The organism is Acidobacteriota bacterium, from assembly GCA_028875575.1.
Lineage (GTDB): Bacteria > Acidobacteriota > Terriglobia > Versatilivoradales > Versatilivoraceae > Versatilivorator.
Genome location: JAPPDF010000080.1, coordinates 190,509 through 211,169, shown reverse-complemented (window position 1 = coordinate 211,169; position 20,661 = coordinate 190,509). Strand labels below are relative to the sequence as shown.

At 64.7% G+C, this 20,661-nt stretch carries 20 protein-coding genes; 6 read left to right on the top strand and 14 right to left on the bottom strand.

The genetic code is table 11. The features are described from left to right. Window positions 1-7 precede the first annotated feature (7 nt). The 11 genes from OXI69_12535 to OXI69_12485 all read right to left on the bottom strand — a co-directional run bounded on the left by OXI69_12535 (window position 8) and on the right by OXI69_12485 (window position 10,901). Complete coding sequence (locus OXI69_12535; protein ID MDE2666968.1) at window positions 8-625, bottom strand: hypothetical protein; 618 nt, start codon at window positions 623-625, stop codon at window positions 8-10. A 37-nt stretch (window positions 626-662) separates the two neighbouring features. Continuing rightward, the gene (locus tag OXI69_12530; GenBank protein ID MDE2666967.1) at window positions 663-1,361 is read right to left on the bottom strand and encodes a hypothetical protein; all 699 of its coding nucleotides are present in this window, start codon (window positions 1,359-1,361) and stop codon (window positions 663-665) included. Further along, window positions 1,358-1,945 carry a sigma-70 family RNA polymerase sigma factor gene (locus tag OXI69_12525; GenBank protein MDE2666966.1) on the bottom strand — a complete coding sequence of 196 codons (588 nt, stop codon included), beginning with the start codon at window positions 1,943-1,945 and terminating at the stop codon, window positions 1,358-1,360. The genes OXI69_12530 and OXI69_12525 overlap by 4 nt, the downstream gene beginning before the upstream one ends. A gap of 656 nt (window positions 1,946-2,601) precedes the next feature. Next, window positions 2,602-3,201, bottom strand: coding sequence for a hypothetical protein (locus OXI69_12520; GenBank protein ID MDE2666965.1), 600 nt, complete (start codon window positions 3,199-3,201; stop codon window positions 2,602-2,604). After that, window positions 3,194-4,384, bottom strand: a complete 1,191-nt coding sequence (locus OXI69_12515; protein ID MDE2666964.1) for a glycosyltransferase family 4 protein — start codon at window positions 4,382-4,384, stop codon at window positions 3,194-3,196. Before OXI69_12515 ends, OXI69_12520 begins: the two co-directional genes overlap by 8 nt. Window positions 4,385-4,453: 69 nt before the next feature. After that, window positions 4,454-5,215 (bottom strand): methyltransferase domain-containing protein, encoded by a 762-nt coding sequence (locus OXI69_12510; GenBank protein MDE2666963.1) that lies wholly within the window; start codon window positions 5,213-5,215, stop codon window positions 4,454-4,456. A 424-nt stretch (window positions 5,216-5,639) separates the two neighbouring features. After that, a complete protein-coding gene (locus OXI69_12505) occupies window positions 5,640-6,770 on the bottom strand; it encodes a glycosyltransferase family 2 protein (protein ID MDE2666962.1) in 1,131 nt (376 codons plus the stop codon). Between the two features lie 3 nt (window positions 6,771-6,773). Next, window positions 6,774-7,640, bottom strand: coding sequence for a dTDP-4-dehydrorhamnose reductase (gene rfbD, locus OXI69_12500; protein MDE2666961.1), 867 nt, complete (start codon window positions 7,638-7,640; stop codon window positions 6,774-6,776). 1 nt (window position 7,641) lies between these two features. Further along, window positions 7,642-8,742: an NAD(P)-dependent oxidoreductase gene (locus OXI69_12495; GenBank protein MDE2666960.1), complete on the bottom strand. Its 1,101-nt coding sequence runs from the start codon at window positions 8,740-8,742 to the stop codon at window positions 7,642-7,644. A 272-nt stretch (window positions 8,743-9,014) separates the two neighbouring features. Then, on the bottom strand, window positions 9,015-9,467 hold the full coding sequence (locus OXI69_12490; GenBank protein MDE2666959.1) for a dTDP-4-dehydrorhamnose 3,5-epimerase family protein: 453 nt from the start codon (window positions 9,465-9,467) through the stop codon (window positions 9,015-9,017). A 117-nt stretch (window positions 9,468-9,584) separates the two neighbouring features. Continuing rightward, entirely contained in the window at window positions 9,585-10,901 is a 1,317-nt protein-coding gene (locus tag OXI69_12485; protein ID MDE2666958.1) for an ABC transporter ATP-binding protein, read from the bottom strand. Between the two features lie 207 nt (window positions 10,902-11,108). Here OXI69_12485 and OXI69_12480 point away from each other — a divergent pair, with 207 nt between their 5' ends. Beyond that, window positions 11,109-11,726: a DUF4202 domain-containing protein gene (locus OXI69_12480; GenBank protein ID MDE2666957.1), complete on the top strand. Its 618-nt coding sequence runs from the start codon at window positions 11,109-11,111 to the stop codon at window positions 11,724-11,726. An 82-nt stretch (window positions 11,727-11,808) separates the two neighbouring features. Next, window positions 11,809-11,994 (top strand): hypothetical protein, encoded by a 186-nt coding sequence (locus OXI69_12475; protein ID MDE2666956.1) that lies wholly within the window; start codon window positions 11,809-11,811, stop codon window positions 11,992-11,994. 185 nt (window positions 11,995-12,179) lie between these two features. Here the strand turns inward: OXI69_12475 and OXI69_12470 are convergent, their stop codons facing one another. Continuing rightward, entirely contained in the window at window positions 12,180-12,554 is a 375-nt protein-coding gene (locus tag OXI69_12470) for a phosphomannose isomerase type II C-terminal cupin domain (protein MDE2666955.1), read from the bottom strand. Window positions 12,555-12,698: 144 nt separating this feature from the next. Here OXI69_12470 and rfbB point away from each other — a divergent pair, with 144 nt between their 5' ends. From rfbB to rfbC, 3 genes are read left to right on the top strand one after another with little or no spacing between them, the layout of a single operon-like run. Further along, window positions 12,699-13,793 carry a dTDP-glucose 4,6-dehydratase gene (gene rfbB, locus OXI69_12465; protein ID MDE2666954.1) on the top strand — a complete coding sequence of 365 codons (1,095 nt, stop codon included), beginning with the start codon at window positions 12,699-12,701 and terminating at the stop codon, window positions 13,791-13,793. After that, window positions 13,790-14,665, top strand: a complete 876-nt coding sequence (rfbA, locus tag OXI69_12460) for a glucose-1-phosphate thymidylyltransferase RfbA (protein ID MDE2666953.1) — start codon at window positions 13,790-13,792, stop codon at window positions 14,663-14,665. Before rfbB ends, rfbA begins: the two co-directional genes overlap by 4 nt. 3 nt (window positions 14,666-14,668) lie before the next feature. Further along, window positions 14,669-15,220, top strand: coding sequence for a dTDP-4-dehydrorhamnose 3,5-epimerase (gene rfbC, locus OXI69_12455; protein MDE2666952.1), 552 nt, complete (start codon window positions 14,669-14,671; stop codon window positions 15,218-15,220). Window positions 15,221-15,513: 293 nt separating this feature from the next. Here rfbC and OXI69_12450 read toward each other — a convergent pair whose 3' ends face one another. Beyond that, window positions 15,514-16,269: an aldolase/citrate lyase family protein gene (locus OXI69_12450; GenBank protein MDE2666951.1), complete on the bottom strand. Its 756-nt coding sequence runs from the start codon at window positions 16,267-16,269 to the stop codon at window positions 15,514-15,516. 646 nt (window positions 16,270-16,915) lie between these two features. Here OXI69_12450 and OXI69_12445 point away from each other — a divergent pair. Next, window positions 16,916-18,658, top strand: coding sequence for a hypothetical protein (locus tag OXI69_12445; protein ID MDE2666950.1), 1,743 nt, complete (start codon window positions 16,916-16,918; stop codon window positions 18,656-18,658). A gap of 739 nt (window positions 18,659-19,397) precedes the next feature. Here the strand turns inward: OXI69_12445 and OXI69_12440 are convergent. Continuing rightward, the gene (locus OXI69_12440) at window positions 19,398-20,348 is read right to left on the bottom strand and encodes a class I SAM-dependent methyltransferase (GenBank protein ID MDE2666949.1); all 951 of its coding nucleotides are present in this window, start codon (window positions 20,346-20,348) and stop codon (window positions 19,398-19,400) included. Between the last annotated feature and the right edge of the window lie 313 nt (window positions 20,349-20,661).

Below are 20,661 nucleotides of genomic sequence, written 5' to 3'. Positions count from 1 at the left end.
ATCTTGCTCAGAACTGGCTGATCCTCACCTGTCGGACCAGCTCTTCCATGGTGATCTTCCCTTCGCGGTAATCGTTGACCGATCCCGCACTGGCCTTGAAGATCAACTGGGAAGGATAGGGTCGCCCGGGGTCGGCCACGCCGTTGTAGAGGTGAACGATCACGGCCAGGCTGTGGTCGGGCTTCAACTGTCCCAGCAGGGAGCCGTGTTCGGCAACGGCATGGCGGAGGTTCTCCTTGAGGTGCTCCACCCGATCCAAAGCCGCCTGGTAGGCCTCGTCCAGCTCCTGGCGGCTGTAGGTCTTGGGACTGAAGGGCGTCAGGGGGCGGATGCGATAGAGGCTGGCTTCCGTGGAAAAGACGGCCCCGTAGCCCTCCAGGTAGGCGCCCTTTGGACTGCTGAGCACGGTGCTTCCAACGTTCCGCCGCAGCGCGTTTTCGATGACCGCCTGGAAACGCTCGATCTGGCCTCGAAGCCTGCCCTGGTCGACCGGAGCAGGAGGCGGGGGAGCGGCGGAGTCAGGGGCCGGGCGCGTTCCTGCCGGGTCGACGGGTGTCGGGGCTGCCGGCCCGGAAAGCGTCCAGGCGGCTGCCAGAATCAGGATTGAAAGAAGTGTCTTGCTCATTTGCTGCTCCTCGATTTGCCTTCGGCTTCGGCCCGATCTATCGGGCGACCGCATCTGCCGGACGGGGCCGGTAGCGGTCGGCCACCGAACTGATCAGCACCTCGTTCCGGGCCGTATCCTGGCGCATGGCCTGCTGAAGCCTCAGTAGATAGCCTACGTCCGCGTTCACCTGCCGGAGATCGACCGACCGCTGCCGCGTCCATTGGGACTGAGCCCGGGCCACGGTCTGCCGCAGTCGGGCCTCCCAGGTCTCCTCCAGTTGCCCGACCATCTGGTCCAGCAGGCGGCGGACACGAGCCTCGACCAGGGCAGCGGAATCACCGGAGGGAGCCGTTTGCTGGATGACCGGGGGCGCAATCTCGGGTCCGAAGGCGAGGCTGAAACTTCCCTGCCCGATCTCGACGCGGGCGTTCAGAAAGGAGAGGGTCCCCAGGCAGACCACCAGGCAGGCAGCCGCCGCCAGACCCAGCCAGGCCGCGCGGGGCGGCCGGCTCCAGCCGAACCCCAAGCCGCCGGCAACGGCGGCCCTCCCCGGCCGGCCGAAGACCAGGGGCTCGGGGATGGCTTCCTCGGGCCAGGCGGTCTTGAGGACCGAGGCCGTCCGGCCCAGCAGTTCCAGCTCCTCGCGGCAATCGGGGCAGTCGGCCAGACGTTTCCGGAGCTCGCCGGCCAGTTGGGGATCGAGTTCCTCCCCGATCGCCTCGGGGAACAGTTCCCGGCACCGTTCGCAATTCATGATTTCCTCCCTGGTTCTTCGTTGAGGATGGTCTTGAGCCGGCTCAGCCCCAGGTACATCCGGGACTTGGCCGTGCTCAAGGGACACCCTGCAATGCCTGCGATTTCATCGAAGCGGAGTCCCTCGAAAACCTTGAGCACCACCGCCTCCCGCTGCTCGAAGGAGAGCCGATCCAACGCCCCTTCCACCAGCAGGCGAAGCTCGGCCGGCTCCATCTCCTGCAGGTCTCCGAGGCGCGCCGCCGACCGCTCCGGCCGAAGGGCGTCCAGGCCCTGGGGATCCGGTCCTTCGCCGTCCTCGGCCCGACGCTGCCTGGCGCGGAAGTGGGCCAGGCAGTAGTTGCGGGCGATGGTGAACAGCCACCCGGCAAACCGGGCGGGGTCCTGGAGTCGATGCAACTGCTGGAAGGCTTTGAGAAAGGTGTCCTGGCAAACGTCCAGCGCATCCTCACGGTTCCCTGTCAAGCGGAAGGCGTAGTTGAAGAGCCGCTTCTCCCATCGACTCACCAGGAGATTGAAGGCGCCGGTGTCACCGCGAGCCGCTCTTGCTACCAGATGCTTGTCGGTCAGTCGTACCAGCTCCAAGTGAGCTCCTCACTGAGACGAGATGAACGGGGGCGCCAAAAAGTCTAACCGTGCCCAAAAAACGCCGCTCAGTCCCACGGCTATCTGCTGTCGCCGCTTCGCGGCTCCATTCGAACCCCCGGGCTGGAACCCGGGGGTATTCAATAGAAAATCCTATCCCCCCGCAGCGTTGTGGGTTAGGTGAGAGCTGCGAAGCTGCGGTTGGAGTCGGTAATCTGGCTAAACGTTCCCTACAGGCCATCCTTATAGAGCAGCGGAGCTGCGCCCTCGTGTAGCCCCGGGCGGCAGCCCGGGGTCGTTCCGGTTCTACGCCAACCCAGCCGCGAATGCGGCGAATAGGAAGCACCCGTTCGGGAAAGCACCGCTTCTCCAAAAAAACGCCGCCCCACGCCACAATCACCCGCTGCCGTCGCCTTCGCGGCGAATCAAGATCCGCGTTCCCGATCGCACAACATTTCCAAAACGACGCTGCCGGTGCCGCCGATAGTCACTCCCGCAACGCCGCGTTGCCCCCCTCCGGCTCGACGGCGGGCTGAATCTCCTTTGTGGCAATCTCGCCAATTCCGTCCCCCCCACCGGTTCGACTGCGGGCGGAGCCCTTGTCTCACCGGCTCCACTGGCCCCCGGGGGCGGGAGCCCGGGGCGTCTGAAATCCCTCAAAGTTCCTCCGGTGGCCGGCGGCGGGCGTGGAGCCACAGGACCGACCCGAGCAGCAGCAGAAAACGCACCGGAATCAGCAGCCATTGTGCCAGCCAACGAATCCCGGACAGTAGAAGTCGGGATGCGCCTGCCAGGGGCGCCAGCAGGACCCGCACCGGCTGCCGCACCCTGGCCCGCCACCAGGGGCGCCAAAGCCGGCGAGCGCGGGCAACCAGCAGCCTCCCCAGCAGGGAGAAGCCGAGCGGGGCGCACTCCAGGCGGTCGTCGAAGACCAGGATGCGCCTGCCACCGCAGGCCAGGGCAAAGAGCTTGGGGCGCAGGCGGGGAAGGTCTCCGCACCAGAGGACCGCCACCTCCCGGTAGCGCTGTCTCCGGATCGAGAGCCACAGCCGGTAGCCCTTTCCGAGTTCGCGGCGATGGGGAAAGACCCAGACACGGACGGCGGGCGGCTCCTTATGCAGGTAGGGCAGGTCGGAAGGGCTGCAGAGCAGGTGCAGCTCGGGCCGGTCGGCCGGGGTGCGACCACACAGAATCTCCCGAGCCTTCTGGATGTTGTCGGCGCTGGAAGAGCAAACCAGCAGGACCTTGTCAGCCATGACCGGCCTCGACCACGTCCAGAAACTGCCGCCCGATGACGCTCCAGTCGTAGCGCTCGCGGATCAGCTCGCGGGCCCTGGAGCCCAGCTCGGCCCGCCGGCGGGAATCCCGCAGCAACTCGGCGATGGCGGCGGCAAAGGCCTCCGGGGAATCGGCAATCAGCAGTTCCTCACCGTGCCGAACCCGGAATCCCTGGGCTCCCAGCGGCGTGGTGACCACGGCCATGCCCATGGAGAGCGCCTCCAGCAGCTTCACCCGCATGCCGTTTCCGGACAGGATGGGAGCGGCGAAAACGGCGGATTGTCCGTACACGGCCCGCAGGTCCTGGACGTAGCCCTGCAGTCGCACACGGGGGTGGCGGCCCAGCCTTTCCGGGTCCAGCATCTCCGTATTGCCGCCCACCACCCAGAACTCGGCTTCCGGCTCCTGGCGCAGCACCTCAGGAAGGATCCGCTCGGCCATGGTGTAGACCGACTCCCGGTTGGGCGGGTGGCGGTAGTTGCCCACGAAGAGCAGCTTGTTGCCGGGGGGTGCGCCGCCTGCAACCACCTCCGGCTTGAAGAAGCGACTGTCGACCCCGATAGGAACGGTCCGCAGCTTGGAGGAGGGCACGAACTCGGCTAGCAGCCGGGCGTCCTCCCCGGTCATGCAGACGACCGCGTCGAAGCGGGAGCAGGACCGAATCTCGTAGTTGAGCTGCACCATCCAATCGTACCATCTGCGGGCCCCGGTCCAGGGATTGCCGGCTTTCTCGAAAACCCGGGCGGCATTGGCGTACTGAATCTCGTGGAGAGTGAGGACGGTGCGCCGGACGGCCTCCCGGGGCACGTGCTGGGCCATCTGGAGGTACTCGGCCTGGATGACGTCGAAGCGCCGGCCTTGAAGCACACTCCGGACTTCGGCGGACATGGCTACGCCGGCAAACTCGTAGTGCTCGGCCGGCCGGGGTAGCCACAGGTGGCGGGGCGGAACCGGCCGGCGTGGAACCGCCCGAACCTCCACGCCCAGCGGCTCCAGCTTCTCCAGCAGCTCTCTCTCTCTCTCGTGCTCGATAAAGGAGATCAGCGTGACCCGATGCCTGGAGGCCAGGACCTTGACATTGTAATACATGCGCAGGCCGCCGCCGTGCAGGCCCAGGGCCGGCGGATAGGCGGTCAGCACCAGGATGTTCAGGGAATCCATGGGCTATATATTATAAGGAAGGTTAGCGGTCGGTGTTTTCCGGGCCGAACTTTAGCGCCCCCCCCGGCATCACTTGAACGCCAGGAAGACGGCTCGATCTCCGGCCAGGTACTGGGGGTTGGCATCCTCGGGCGGGGCAACCCTCTCTATCTCGGAGAAACCGGCCGCCGAAAGCATCTCGCTCGCAGCGGCGGCATTGGGGATGAAGCTCAGGCCCCGGTGGGCCGCCAGGCGGTTCTCCTCGATGTCGGGCTCCCGGTAGATGGCCAGGGCCGCCGGCAGTTCCAGGAAGGTACCCGTCGCTCCCCAGCCGCTGACCACCGGAGCCTGCTGCCGGGTGAGCTGGGTCTCCACCACGCACATCCGGCGGGTGATGCGATGCAGAATCCGCAGGGCTCCCATGGGATTCTCGAGATGGTAGAGCAGACCCAGAAACAGGGTCAGGTCATAGCGGTCCGGCGGGTCCTGGTTGGCCAGAAAATCCTCGACGTCGAAGGTGAGCTCTCCGGGGTTCTGTCCCTGAATCCGCTGCACGGCCCGGGCCCGCTCGATATTGAGGGGCCGCACGTCGATGCCCCGCACCCGGGCTCCCCTGGCTTGGAGCAGAAAGCTGAAGTAGCCCTCGTTGCAGGCCACGTCCAGGCAGTCGAGATCGGCCAGGCCCTCGGGAAAGGATTCCGCGAGCGCCGGCAGCATCATGTCCCGGCGAGTCCGGTGTATCTGGCGAAGCTCCGGGGAGAGCAGCGGCGTGCGGATGCCATCTCCCAGGTCGAACTCGTACATCCAGGCCGGGGGGGTGTGGGCCAGTTGCAAGCGTTCTTCCTTGGTCATCCTGGTCCTCCCGGACGGGGATTCCGGGCTAAAGCCAATAGGCGATGTGCTGCCGCCGCTAATTCGGCTGCGGCGCGAAACCCCTTCAAGCGTTCCTTTGGGGAGGCCGCGCGTTCCCCAAGGCCGCTCCTGATTCGCCGCATTCGCGGCTAGGTTGGTGCAGAACCCATACGACCCCGGGCTGCCGCCCGGGGCTACCCTGAGCCGCTGCTACGCAGCTCTAAAAGGATGGCTTGCAGGTGGCGTTTGTTCGGTTGACCTACGCCAACCGCAGCTACGCAGCTCTCCCCTAACCGACAACACTGATGATGGATAGAATTTTTCCAATAGATGTTCAACGGTGCAAATGTTTGCGGTCTAACGTGTAAAGGATGCCCGCCCGCGCTCCCGGGTGGAACAACTCTTTTTCTGTCGCGCCTCTTCTTCAATGCCCCTCCCCCCCGGAGGTCTCGGCGAAGATGGAGGCGTCGCTGCGGCGATAGTCGGCCCGCCGGCGGTAGCGCTTGTAGAGCGCTTCCGGAAACTGAAGCAAGGCTTTGAAGAATGCCCGAAGCTCGAAGCGGACATTGGTCTGGGTCAGGAAACGGGCCTGGGTGAGCGGCAGGAAGAGGCAGTGCTGCAGGATCCATCGGGCGTCGGTGATGCTCTTCCAGACGAACAGATACTGGTTCTTGCGAATGGTGTTGTCAACGAAGTTGTCGCCGAACTTGCCCCGGTTGGTGCCCCGGTGCTTGTGGACCACCAGGCTGTCGCTGGCCAGCAGGCTCTTCCAGCCCCGCTTCCAGGCCTGGTAGGAAAGATCCACGTCCTCCAGGTAAAAGGGGTCGTAGAGCGTGTCCAGGCCTCCCAGGGCCAGGAACTTGCGCCGGTCGAAGGCGCTGGAGCCGCCTCCCGCCCAGAGGACGGGCAGGCGCACCCCGGCCGGCTCCGGAGGGACCTCGTCGTGGTAGGGCTCGGGGAACCCCTGCCGCCAGCGGGACTTCGTGTTGCCGGTCTCTTCCCGCCGGCGCGACTTGTCCTGGAAGAAGACCTGGGAGGTCACCGCAAAGACGTTCTCTTCCCGGAAGCCGTCCAGCAGGGGCCGCAGGAAGTGCGGGTCGACCTCCATGTCGTTGTTGAGCAGCACCACCACGTCGCCCGTAGCTGCTTGCACCCCGGCGTTGTTGCCCCCGGTGAAACGCCGGTTCCGGTCCAGCGCCACCACCTTGACCTGGGGATAGCCGGCGTTCAAAAAAGCAACGCTGTCGTCGCGGCTGCCGTTGTCCACCACCAGGATCTCGTGGCCGTCCCCGCCCTGGCGGACGGCCTCCACCACGCTGGGCAGGAACTCCTCCAACAGGTGCTTCCCATCCCAGTTGAGGACGATCAGGCTGGCCCGGAGCCGGGCAGGCAGGCCCCTTGCGTCAGGCTTGCGGCGGAGCAGGGAGAAAGGAAGGTAGAGAATCTCGGCCAGGCAGAGCCCCAGGGCCACCAGCAGGTCGAAGGGGACCATCAGCAGCAGCGCGCCCAGCCTGAGCCAGAAGCCGGGCTGCAATGGGTGGAATGGACTCCCCATGGATCAAGCCCCTGGGCGCTGGTTGCGGTCGCTCAGGTACTCGCGCAAGGCGTCCTTCCAGTGCTTGAGGTCATCCATTCCCAGATCTTCCAGGTGATGGTTGGCCAGCACCGAATAGGCCGGCCGCCGGGCCGCGGCGGCGAAGGCGTCGGAGGTAGTGGGTGTCAGGTCGGGCTTGAGACCCAACAGCCGGAAGATTTCGCCGGCGAACTCGTACCAGGTGCAATTACCCTTGGAAGTGACGTGAAAGAGTCCGTAGTGGGAGGTCTCGATCAGGGCGGCGGTGGCGCGGGCCAGCTCGCGGGTGCTGGTGGGGGTCAGCCGCTGGTCGTCGACCACCCGGATGGATTCATTCCCGGCGGCCTTCCGGATCATGGTCTCGACGAAGTTGCCTCCCTTGCCGCGGCTGCCGGCATGGCCGTAGAGCCCGCAGGTCCGGATCACGACATGCTTTTCCCAAACGGATTCCAGCAGGTGCTCGCCGGCCAGCTTGGAGGCGCCGTAGACGTTGAGAGGACGAGGCAGGTCGTCTTCCCGATAGGGGCGGCCGCCAGCCCCGTCGAAGACGTAGTCGGTGCTGTAGTGCACCAGCACGGCCTCGACCTCGCGGGCGGCCAGGGCCAGGTTGTGGACGGCCTCTCCGTTCACTTGAAAGGCGGTCGAGACCTGGGACTCACAGTCGTCCACCCGGTGGAAGGCTGCTGTGTTGATCACCACCTGGGGACGCTCCAATTGCAGGAACCGGCGGACCCGGTCGAACTGGACCAGGTCCAGCGAGCGGCGGGGCGGGGTGAGCAACTGGTGGTCGGACAGGGCCGTCACCAGATCGGCGCCCAGTTGGCCGGAAGCTCCAATCAGGAGTATCTTCAAGTCAGCGGCTCCCCGGCTCCCGGCCTCCCATCCCGACCACGGCCGGCTTGAAGGGCGCGGCCGGGACCGTGTCGAACACCGACCCGGTGATCCTGATGATCTCGTCGGCCTGCTCCAGGAGCTTCATCCAGGCGATATTGTAGTAGCGGGGGTTGTCGAAGTCGGTATAGCCGTATCGGGAGACGCTCTCCACCATGTCCTTGACGGCTTCTTCCACGGTGACCGCCGGGGCGAATCCCAGCACCCGCTCCAGCTTCTTGCCGGAGACGCGATAGCTGCGGACACCCTGGTAGCGGTATTCCGGTTTGAGCTCCACCTTTATCCCAACCTCTTTGAGGGTGCCGACCACCCGCAGCGCCAACTCCGAAATCCGAAAGTTTCGGTAGACCACGTTGAAGATCTCTCCCGAGACCTTGGACTCCTCGGCTTCCAGGCAGAGGATGTAGGCCCGGGCCGCATCCCGGATATCCACCAGCGGCCGCCACATCTCGCCTCCGTAGTGGGTGGTGACGTGTCCCTTGGAGAGGGCGTCCCGGAAAAAGGTGTTGACCACCAGGTCATAGCGCATCCGGGGAGAGAAGCCGTAGATCGTTCCCTTGCGCAGGATGACCGGGCAGAAATTCTCGTCGGCCAGTTCCAGCAAACCCTTTTCCGCCAGGTGCTTGGAGCTGGCGTAGGCCGCCTTGGGATGGACCTGGGAGGTTTCATCCAGGACGATGTCCTTTTCCTCGTCGGCGATGCCGACATCGTAAATGGAGCAGGAGGAGGCGAAGACGAACCTGCGGATGCCCTTCCGCTTGCAGAGCCGGGCCAGCGACAGGTTGGCCCGGGTGTTCATCTCGTAATTGGCCTGGGGGTTGTACTCCGCCGTGGGATCGTTGGAGAGGCCGCTCAGGTTGATGACGGCCTCGATACCCTCCAGGACCGAGGGGTCCATGGTGCGGACATCTCCCTTTTTCAGCTCGATTCGCTCCCTCTCCTCGCGGAGGCCGGCATCCCCGTAGTACATGCGGTCGAAGACCCTGACCGCGTAGCCCCGCGCCAACAACTCCCTGACCAACACCGAGCCGATATAGCCGGCTCCACCAACTACCAGAATCATGGCCAACCTCCTTCTGTTTGGAACACCTCTGTTTTATCCCTTATGAGCCGCCGCGTGGTATGGGGCGGTTGTGCGGCTAGGTGAAGTTTGAAGTGTGAAGTTTGAAGTGTGAAGTTTGAAGAATGGATGGTGCATTGTGACACGTTAAGTATCTCGTCGCTCTCGGCGCGGTCCTTCAAAAAAAGCTCAACCAGATCACCAGCCGCTCGCCTGTTCCGGAAACCCTCCACTCATCACAATCCATACATCATTCATCACTCATCATTCCCCTACTACCTTCCCTTGACTTCCCACACGTCCCCGAAGGAGTTGGGGGGAATGCGGACTTCGTCCGGCTTCTCCCGGTTGTAGACCTCGCTGGCCGTGCTGACCAGTTGGGTGTCGTCCTCCAGCGCCATCCAGCCATGGTAGACACCGGGCGGCACCACGATCAAGGCAGGATTGCGCGCCCCGGTAACGAAGATCTGCATCTCATTATAGGTTGGGCTGTCGGGACGGTCATCCCGCAGCACGAACTTGGCCGATCCGTGGCTGATAAAAAACCAGTCCCACAGCCTGGCGTGCTTGTGAAAGGCACGGACGGTCCCGCGGGTCAGGTCGCCCACCAGGTAGACCTGCCCGAATCGGGTAAAGTGCTCGTCGGTGCTCCTCAAGATCTCGATCAGATAGCCCCGGTCATCCACGTGGGCGACCAGGGGCACCACCTTCACATCCTTGATCATCATGCTCCTTTCTTATGTCCAAAAGGGGCCGGGGGGCGACTGTCCCGCCAGGCCCGGAGTTTCGCGATGAGCCTTCAGCCGGTGGGGGCGCGGGCTTCGCCCTCTTTCAAACTTCCTCCTTCAAACTTCTACCTTCAGCCCGCGGGCTCCGGCCAGCCCCGATTTGGCCGAACTCACCTGCCTCAATTCAATGCGGCAGCCCATCTTCAGGTAGCCGTAAACCGTCTCCCGCTGCTTCAGGGTGAGGTTCAGGGCGTTCTCCACGAAGTCGCACATCTCCGAATCGCGATGGGTCCCGTTGGCCACCGCCGGGGTGAGATGGTATTGGCCCGGCTGCAGCACCGGGAGCCGCAGATGGAAGTCCACCGTGTAGACCTGGCCCGGTCGGGCCGGCGGCAACCGCAGGTTCTCCACCGAGGTGTTGCTTCCGGAGATCTCCTCGCCCAGGCGGTTGCGCATGAGAATCCCGATCAGGGGCGATTCCACCGGGCGGTCGAACCGGACCGATACCCTCACCGTCACCAGGTCGCCGTGAAAGAGGGTTTGCGGCTCCCTGCCCGCCTGGTCGAGCAGGCGGATGCCCAGGATCCGGGCGTGGCCATTGCCCCAACGCTCGTCCACGTTCGGAAGCGAATGCACCGACAGATCACCGGCTGCGTCCGGCTGGAGTTGGGTCGCCTCGGGGGCCTCCTCGCCGGCATAAGGATCGCGGCGCTGAGTCAGGGCGGCCAGGTAGCGGGCCGTCACCTTGTCGGGGGCGCCTCGATCCCTGATCCTGCCCTTCTCCAGCCAGATGGCCCCATCGCACAGGTTCCTGATTGCGGCCACGTCGTGCGAGACCAGCAGGATGGTCTTGCCCTCGTCCCGCATCCGGCGAAGCCGGCGCACGCAGCGCTGCTGGAAATAGACGTCTCCCACCGCCAGAGCCTCGTCCACCAGCAGAATCTCGGGGTCGAGGTTGATGGCGATGGCAAAGGCCAGGCGCACGTACATGCCGCTGGAATAGGTCTTGACGGCCTGGTCCATGAAGCTGCCGATTTCGGCGAAGCGCTCGATCTCCGGCATTTTCCGGTCGATCTCGTCCCGGCTCAGCCCCATGATTGCGGCGTTCAGAAAGGCGTTCTCCCGGCCGGTGAACTCGGTGTTGAAGCCGGACCCAAGCTCCAACAGGGCCGCCACCCGACCGCTCAATGCCACGCTGCCCGTGGTCGGGGTCATGGTTCCGGCGATGATCTGGAGCAGGGTGCTCTTGCCTGAGCCGTTCTCGCCCACAATCCCGAAGGTGGCGCCCTGTTCGACCTGGAAGCCGACTTCCCTGAGAGCCCAGAAGTCCTGGTGGTAGCGGTGCCGCCGAAAGATCAGCTCCTTCAGTCGGGCCGAGGGCTTGGAGTAGATGCGGTAGTTCTTGGATATGTTTTCGACGGTGACGGCATGCATGGCCAAATCGCCGGAACAGGCGGGGAAAATCGGGCCTCGGGTTTGGCCGGCACCGCACTGGCAGCGGCGACGACCCCAGGCGGATCTATTCTAGCGTGGCAGAGAGCAGATTGAAACCATGGGCGGGCGGGTGGGGAGGGGATGAGTGCCTTCGGCGCGCGGGCATGGTATGGTTTCGACAGGTGCCGGGGCGGATTAGAGGGAATCATGACGACTCACGAAGATCCAAGACTGCGCGAGGCCTTTGCCCTGTTGGACGCCATGCACCGGGAGGATCCCTCGGTTGGCACCGACGGCCCCAAAAGCATCCTGGCATCACTCGACTACCACCAACGGCTCGGCCGCTGGGTTGAGCGCCTGGCTCCCGAGGCCTCCTCAGCCCTTCGCCTGGCGGCCCACAGCCAGCACGTCCGCCGCTGGGCTATCCCCCGCGACTCCTACCCCATGACCCGCAAGGGCTACCGGGACTGGAGAGACGCGCTGGGCCGGTTCCATGCCCGCGCCGCCGCCGAGGTGCTGGTGCGGGTGGGCTACGAGTCTCAAACCGTGGCCCGGGTCGAGCAGCTGCTGAGAAAGCAGCGGCTGCGCACCGACCCCGAAGCCCAAGCCCTGGAGGACGCCGCCTGCCTGGTCTTTCTGGAGGTGCAGCTCGAGGACTTCTCCCGCCAGCACACCGAAGAGAAGCTGTTGCACATTCTCCGCCGAACCTGGAAGAAGATGTCGCCCGACGCCAGGACACTGGCGCTGCGGCTGGAGCTGTCCGAGGGCGCCGCCGGTTTGGTTCGGAAGGCCGTCCGCGGGTCAGGCAACACCCCTGGCAGATAGTCCGATTGCCGCTATCCGGTTCATGTCCCGCGCCCTTTCCGGTAAGATAGCGCGCATCGTTCGTTTCAGAGAGGAGAGCCCCATGAAAGACAAGACGGATCAATCCATTCCCCTGGAAGCGGCCAAGGTGGAGTTCCTGGAGCAGATGGTCCAGGCCCACGGCCTGTCCGACATCGGCAAGGCGGTGCGCTGCCTTATCGACTACGCCCGGGAGAATCCCGACCGGCAGGCCCTGATCTTCGGGGAAGTGCGTTGCATAGACTGCTAGGACGGCATTGCCCTCCTATCCTGTCCATCCACGTTCTATCGGGAATGAATCGTTGATCCCCGGGCGGCAGCTCGGGATTCCAGAAAGCCGCCCGGGCGGCGTCCGCATGTAGCCATCGGCGCCAGCCATCGGAACGGGCGGCTTGCCCCCATCCATTCTCGACACCAGCCTCCCACTCCCCTGCCCTATCCTCGTCCGTAACGGTCTTCCAGGCGGACGATGTCGTCCTCGTCGAACTCACCGAAGGCGATCTCGAGCCAGCGGCTGGGCCGGGGACCCGCGCCCGCGGCCCGATGGCGGGTCTGGCGTGGGATGTAGACCTCCTCGTAGGCCTCCGGCTCCCAGGTCCGCTCTCCCACGGTCACCTGCAAGCCCGGGTCGAGAGCCACCCAGAGCTCGTCCCGGTGGCGGTGAAGCTGCAAAGAAAGAACTTGCCCGGGGTTGACGGTGATGATCTTGACCGTGCTCACCTGGTTGTGGGTGAAGCGGCGAAAGGCGCCCCAGGGCCGCTGCTCCTGGTATATCAGGGATCGGGGATCGTCCTGTGGGTCATGTGGCATAATGTGGCCTTCCTGCAGTCGATTGCGGTCATGGATCCCAGCTAGCCTAGACGATCGGCGCGGGCAACCTCAAGCCGGAATGCCGGTTTCCCCGACCGCCGGCCGGGACGGGAACCGAGACCCGCTCCGGGGAGGGACGACCGGATGGAGACCATGCTGGTTGCCGGAGGCGCCGGATTCATCGGCTGCAACTTCGTCCGGCTGGCGCTGGCCCGAACCGAAGCCCGGCTGGTAGTGGTGGACAAGCTGACCTATGCCGGCAGCCTCCACAACCTGGAGGGACTGGCCGGCAAACCCCGCTGCCGCTTCCTGCGGGGAGACATCGGCGACGGGGACTTCGTCCGAAGGCTCTTTCAGGACCACCGGCCGAGCTGGACGGTCAACTTCGCGGCCGAGACCCACGTGGACCGCTCCATCGACGATCCCCGCCCCTTCCTGGCCACCAACGTAGCGGGCACCGCCGAGCTGCTGGAATGCGCCCGCACCCACTACCGGCAGCTCGAGGGCTCGGCCCGCCGCCGCTTCCGTTACCTGCAGGTCTCATCGGACGAGGTCTACGGAAGCGCCGAGGGAAAATCGACCTTCTCGGAAGCCACCGCCTGCGCTCCCAACTCCCCTTACGCGGCGTCCAAGGCCGCCGCCGACCACTGGGTGCGGGCCTATCACCGGACCTACGGCCTGCCGACCCTCATTACCCGATGCTCCAACAACTACGGACCCTATCAGTTTCCCGAAAAGTTGATACCGTTGATGGTGCTGAACGCCATGGAGGCCAGGCCGCTGCCCATCTACGGAGACGGCGGGAATGTGAGGGACTGGCTGCACGTGGAGGACCACTGCGCCGCCCTGCTGCTGGTGCTGCAAGGAGGTCGCCCGGGAGCCGGCTACAACATCGGCGGCGGCAACGAGCGCACCAACCTGGAGATGGTGGACCAGGTTTGCGCCTGCCTGGAGGCGCTGCTTCCGGCTGCAACCAACCCGGCCATGCAGCGCCGGGGGCTTGCGGCCTACGCCGACCTGAAGAGGCAAGTGCCCGATCGACCGGGCCACGACCGCCGCTATGCCGTGGATTCCGGAAAGATCCGGAGGGAGCTGGATTGGGCTCCCAGATACGCCCTGGAGGGAGGCCTCGCCCAAACGGTGCGCTGGTACGCCGAACACCGGGACTGGTGCCGCAAGGTACAGGAAGACAACTACGACCGACGACGGCTGGGGACCGCGGACAGGGTGGAATCATGAGAAAGGGAATCATTCTGGCCGGAGGCTCGGGCACCCGAATGGCTCCCGTGACCCGGGTCATCAGCAAGCAGATTCTCCCGGTCTACGACAAGCCGATGATCTACTATCCGCTGTCGACCCTCATGCAGGCCGGGATCACGGACATTCTGGCGATCACCACTCCCCGGGACCGGCCCGCCTTCGAGGAACTGATGGGTGACGGCAGCCAGTGGGGCCTGAGCCTGAAATATGCGGTTCAGCCTCGTCCGGAAGGCATTGCCCAGGCCTTCCTCATCGCCAGGGACTTCCTGGAGGACCAGGCGCCGGCGCTGGTACTGGGCGACAACATCTTCTACGGCCAGGGACTCTCCCAGAGTCTTCGCCGGGCCAGCCGGCAGAGCAGCGGGGCCACCGTCTTCGCCTACCAGGTGCGCGATCCGCAGCGCTACGGCGTGGTCTCCTTCGACGAAGAGAGCCGGCCCACCGGCCTGGAGGAGAAGCCGGCGCGGCCCCGCTCCTCCTACGCGGTGACCGGGCTCTATTTCTACGACCGGCAGGTGGTGGACCTGGCCGCACGGCTCAAGCCTTCGGCCCGCGGCGAACTGGAGATTTCGGATCTGAACCGGGAATACCTGGCCATGGGCCAGTTGCGGGTGGAGAAGCTGGGACGGGGGATAGCCTGGCTGGATGCGGGCACCCGCGAGTCGCTGCTGCAGGCATCGGTCTTCATTCAGACCCTGGAGGAGCGCCAGGGTCTGATGGTGGCCTGCCCGGAGGAAATCGCGCTCGAAATGGGATGGATCGAGGCCGCTGACGTCCGCCGCATGGCCAGGTCGATGCAGGGAAGCCCCTACGGGCGCTATCTGATGGGTCTGGTGGAGCCGAAGGAATAGGTCATGAAAGTCACCCGGACGGCGCTGCCGGGAGTGCTGATCATCGAGCCCGACGTCTACAGCGACACCAGGGGTTTCTTCCTGGAGTCCTACCACGCCCTACGCTACCACCGGCAGGGCCTCCCGCTGGAATTCGTGCAGGACAACCACTCCCTCTCACGCCATGGAACCCTGCGGGGGTTGCACGCCCAGGTGCGACAGGCCCAGGCCAAGCTGGTTCGGGTGATCGAGGGGGAGGTGTTCGACGTGGCCGTGGACATCCGGCTGGGGTCGCCCACCTTCGGGCGTTGGACCGGCGTCTGTCTCTCGGCGGTCAACCGCAGGCAGTTCTTCATTCCCGAGGGCTTCGCCCACGGCTTCGCCACCACCAGCCCTTCGGCCCAGGTGGAGTACAAGTGCAACCGGTACTACGACCCGGACGACCAGATCGCCATACGCTGGGACGATCCGGAGATCGGGATCGAATGGCCCATCCGGCAACCCCTCCTGTCCGCCAAGGACCGTGACGCCCCCCTGTTGAGCCAACTCCCCGACCGACTGCCCCGCTTCGACTGAAGTCGGCAAAACCCCCCGGGAGCGCGGGCGTCCCGCCCGCAAAAGACTTCCCGCAGCCTCGGCCATCTCCTCCACCGGCTTCGACCGGCAACGGCGCCAGCACTCTGCTTCGGCCGGGCCCATGCCGTTCCAGACGGCAGGGTGGCCGGGTGCCCCATCGCAGGGAAACTGAGTGGCACCGAACGGCAGTGCATGCGGGCGGGACGCCCGCGCTCCCGGGGGGATGACCGACCAAGGAATACGGTCAATGCAAGCGAATCGTTCGGGAAACGGAGTTTGCCGTCCGCTCTTCCCTACCGCTTCACCTGGGCCAACTGGGAGCGGACGCTGCTTCGCAGCATGGCCAGGTCGTTGGAGAGGTCGATCATCTGAAATCCCCGTGAGATCCACTTGTTGGCGGCAGCCACGTCGCGCACAGGCAGGCCGGCGGGCTTGCCGACGGCCTGGCACCCCTCCAGGATCCGCATGAGCTGGCGCTCGTGTTCGGGGTCGCTGCCGATCTGCTCGGCCTTGAGACCCATGGACAGACCCAGATCGTGGGGACCGATGAAGCCCACGTCGATACCGGGAACCGCCATGATCTCCTGAATCTGATCCACGCCCTCGAGGTCCTCGATCTGGGGAATCAGCAGGATCTGCTCATTGGCGACGGCCGGGTAGTCGACAAAGGTCTGATTGCGACCGGTTCCGGCGGAGCGCTGGCCCAGCGGAGGATAGCGGACCGCCTGCACCAGGGCTTCCGCCTGGGCGCGGTTGGACACGTGGGGAATGACCACGCCGAGGGCGCCGGCGTCCAGCACCCGGGCGATGTCTTCCGATTTGTGGGACCACACCCGGGCCAGGGGAACGGCGCCCCGCGACTCGATGGCCCGGAATCCGTTGGCGGCATCGTCCAACGCCCAGGGCCCGTGCTCCATGTCCACGGTCAGCCACTCGAACCCTTCGGTGGCGAGGACTTCGGCAGCCAGGGTAGAGGCCAGGTTCAGCCAGGAACCGACCGACACCTTTCCGGCGTTCAGCGCAACCTTCAGGGGATTTTCCAATCGCATGCAAGCCTCCGGATCGGGAATTCATGAATGCTCGCCGGGTGGAGCGCAGCCAAGTCTGGCCCCGGGGCCGGACGGCGGTCCATTGTGACGGCAACGAGGAAGCCAGTCAACCGGAAGGGACATCGCGGGGTCTTGTGGCTGCTCGGGAATACAGGCTGGCCGTTTCCGGGAAAAATCCTGTGCATGCTGCGCATCGATGTTGATTGTCCCTGCAAATCACGAGGCGCCGCGTCTGCCCCCCACCGGCTCGACTGCGGCTGAATCTCCTATGTGACGATCTCGCCGATTCCGTCCCCCCCACCGGTTCGACTGCGGGCGGGGCCCTTGTCTCACCGACTCCCCCTCCAGGGGGGAGTGATCCTTGAGGCCAGCACGAGACTTCTTGCCCGATTCCTGTGCAGGATGTAAACCCTGTTTGCGGTTTAGGGTGTGGAGGATGCTTCACGGGAGCGCCGGGGTTCCGCCAGTGGGCGAACCTGTTTTGCCAATCCAGCGGTTGTTTTCTCACCGGGAACGCCCTAAATTAGGAAATTCAATTTTCAGACGCTCAGATTCGGGGCCACCGGCCGGTTCCTGCGCCCCGACGATGCACGGAGAGCGGCAGAGACAGGCACCCATCGATGAGACGACAACACGGGAATCCAATATGAAAAACCACGTCCAGGACGTCCGTTACGAGCCGGACGAACGACCTCCGCTTCCTCTCACCATAGGCCTCGGGCTGCAGTACGCCACGCTGACGGCCGCCGGAATCGTGCTGACTCCGGCGATCCTGGTTGGAGCCGCGGGGGGCAACGAAGCCTATCTGGTATGGGCCGTGTTTGCCGCGCTGGTGGTCAGTGGAGTCACCACGGTGATCCAGTCCGCTCGCATCGGCCGCCTCGGCTCCGGCTACCTCCTGCTCATGGGGAGCAGCGGCGCCTTCCTGGCCGTCTGCGTGGCGGCGCTGGAACGGGGTGGCGGGGGCCTGATGGCCAGCCTGATCATCGTCTCCTCCCTGTGTCAGTTCTTTCTGGCGGCAAAACTCTCGCTGTTCAGGAAGATCTTCACGCCGACCGTAGCCGGCACCGTGCTGATGCTGATCCCGGTCACGCTGGGACCGATCATCTTTCGCAAGCTGAACGACGTGCCGGCGGAGGCTGCGCCCTCGGCCGCCCCGGTCACGGCAGGCCTGACCCTGGCGCTGATGGCCGTGATCTCAATGCGGGCCAGCGGCGTCTGGAGGCTCTGGGCCGGGGCTCTGGGAATGGTTGCGGGCAGCGCCTGCGGCGGCCTCTTCTACGGAATCTACGACACCCGGCGCGTCCTGGAGGCCGACTGGGTCGGTTTTCCGCAGCTTGCCTGGCCGGGTCTCGACTTCGGCTTCGGCCCCGACTTCTGGGCCCTTCTGCCCGCCTTCGTGCTGGTAACGCTGGTGGGCGCCTTGGACACCATCGGAGACGGCATCGCCATCCAGCGGATCTCATGGCGCAGGCCGCGTGCCATCGACTTCCAGTCGATCCAGGGGGCGCTCACGGCCGACAGCCTGGGCAACCTGCTGTCCGGCCTGACGGGCACGGTTCCCAACACCACTTACGCGGCCAGCATTGCGGTGGCCGATCTCACCCGGGTGGCGGCCCGGGTCGTCGGCATCTGCGTCGGTGTCATTTTCGTGGTGCTGGCGTTTCTGCCGAAGCTGGTCGCCGTCATCGTTGCCATTCCCGGTCCGGTGGTGGCCTCCTACTACATCGTGCTGGTGGCATCCCTCTTCATTCTCGGCGTCCGGGTGCTCATGCACGACGGGCTGGACTATCGCAAGGGCTTCGCGGTAGGCATCGCCTTCTGGCTGGGCATCGCCTTCCAACTCCAATGGATCTATCCCGAGCTCCTGCAGGGCGCCTGGAGCGATCTGCTCGGAAACAGCATGACGGTCGGCGGGGTGACCGTGATTGTTCTGACACAGTTCGTGGAGCTGACAGGACCGCGCCCCCGGCGCCTGAAGGCGGAACTGACCCTGGCCAACCTGCCGAAGATCGACTCGTTCCTGTCCGCTTTTGCCGCACGCGGCAAGCGCAGCCGGGAGATGACCGATCGACTGCGTGCAGTCGGCGAGGAGATGCTGCTCACCCTGACGCGGCCGGAGGACGAAGGCAGGGCGCCCTCGGGACGCCACCTCCTGCTCGTGGCGCGCAACGATGGAGATGCGGTCGAACTCGAGTTTGCGGCCACGACCGACGACACCAATCTGGAGGATCAGTTGGCGCTGCTGGGTGAACAGACCAGCGGTCCCCCGGTCGAGACGGAGGTCTCTCTCAGGCTGCTGCGCCACTATGCGTCGTCGGTGCGCCACCAGCAGTTTCACGACACGGACGTGATCACCGTCCGCGTCGGACCGGCCGCCTCCATGTGAGCGGTTGGGCAGCGGGCGTCAACTCGGCCCGCGGGAGATAGGGGACGTTGTTTCGGAAAGGCAGTGCGTTCCCGGGACCCGACTATTGATTCGCCACCTACGCGTTTATGTTGTATCTCTGGTAACAAGCTAATTATAAAAGACTTATTTTGTATCAGACCGCTTCAATCCCCCCATTTGCAAGTGGGCCACCTCTACGACGCCAAGTCCTTGCCCCCCGGAGGTGGAAATCGTTGATCGGTTCGCGGCCGTCGGAGGCCGGGATTTCCTGCTCCTATCGGACGACCTCTTCCATGACGACATCGAAGTCGCCATGGCGTTCGACGGTCTCCTGCCCCCGGAATCTGCGAGCTTTGCCGGGCGGGCTGCCATTTCCAGGCCCCTGGCATGCCAGAACACCCCGGAACGCCTCCTGCACCGATTTCGCCTCAGGAACCCCAGGCCCCCCCTGTGGGGGATCCGGAAAGGCCGGCTCTCTCAGCGTTCCTGTGGTCGTCAATGCCCAAAACCCTGCGATTTTCGATGCCCGTTGACACGCGGCCAAGCGGGAGGCGACTCGGCATATCGGGAAGCGCTAGCGGGTGAGGCTGACTTGTGCCTGGGTGGCTGACTGGACTCGCGATAGACAACAACTGTGACCGACCCCGCCGAGTTGACGAAGTAATTCAGGATTTCAAGAATTCCCAACCCATTGTCCGCATCCAAACAGGAGCGCCGACAGGGAAGGAAGGACTGCAGGTTAGACGGATTGCATCCACAGGCTGCCGCCGCGGTGCGGGACGCAGAGCGGCATGCGCGTCTCGAACAAATCACGGCGGCACTTGTAGATCCAGTCTGACAGGTAGAGCACCCGGAAGTTGGGGTTGGCGCAGAGAAACGCACGCACGAAATAGGTCTCATTCCAGGACCGGTTCTGGTCTGCGATCCAAGCCTCAGGATATTCAAAGGGGAAAAAGATGTCGTGCAGGTGGACGAGCACGCCGGGGCGGAGCCGTGGGAGAATGCGAAACAGGTAGTCGAGGACGTCGCTGCCGGTCTTGCCCACGTGCGAGGAATCAATGAATAGGACGTCGCCGGCGTCGAGGTCGGTGAAGAGCGAGAGTGGCGTCTCCTGCAAGCGCTGCGGACGGACAGACTTGCGATACTTGAGGTCGTCGCCGAAGAGTTCGAGTGCGGGCTCCGGATGGGGCTCGATAAAGGTCATTTCGAGCGCACTGCCGAGATGCTGCTCGTTGATGTCGATGGCCGCACAGGAGGAATAGCCCGCCCCGACCTCAACAAAACGACGGGGACGGAACTCCAGCAGGAAACCAAGAAGGGCCAGGGCGTCGGCGAGCGGGAAGCTGGGGTTGGCGTAATGGTAGCGCCGGCCGGGCGCGGGCTGCTCCGGGAACGGATTTGCCGGATAGTGCGCCGCGATCTTGTCGAACCAACGCAGCAACTCACCTTCATCGATGCCAAACTCCGCCGGCACCGCATCGGGGTGTGCTTCCTGTTCCATGGCCCGGCGAACCCAATTGTCGTCGGGGTCGACGATGGGCGAATAGTAATGACCGGGAGGTTCATAAAGCTGATTCGCCCGCTGCTCGGCCGCGAGCGAAGACAGGGCTTCCAGCCGCTGGTCGCGCGCGGCAATTTCTTCTCCAAGGCGCACAAGACGGACCCGCGCGTCAGCAAGGCTCTCCTGCAATGATCGGTTCTCGTCGGCAAGACGGCGGCACGCAGGAATTCTCAGCAGCAGGCGAAGGAGAAAACCGCCCGGCGGGGATGTTTCTTGTGATTGGGAGTTCCTTGGGGCGATAGTCATAGCCAGCCCCGCAAGATTCTTCGCGAGCGAACGGACGTCGAGGGTCGGAATACAGGAAGCACGGCGAATTCAACAGCAAATCCGCCGAGAATCTAATCACATCCCGAACCGGTGGCTTCAGACGGGGGAAGTCCCGATCCGGATAATCACTCGCTTTCCCTGGACCGCTCGATCAGGTCAGACCATTAGCCTGGGT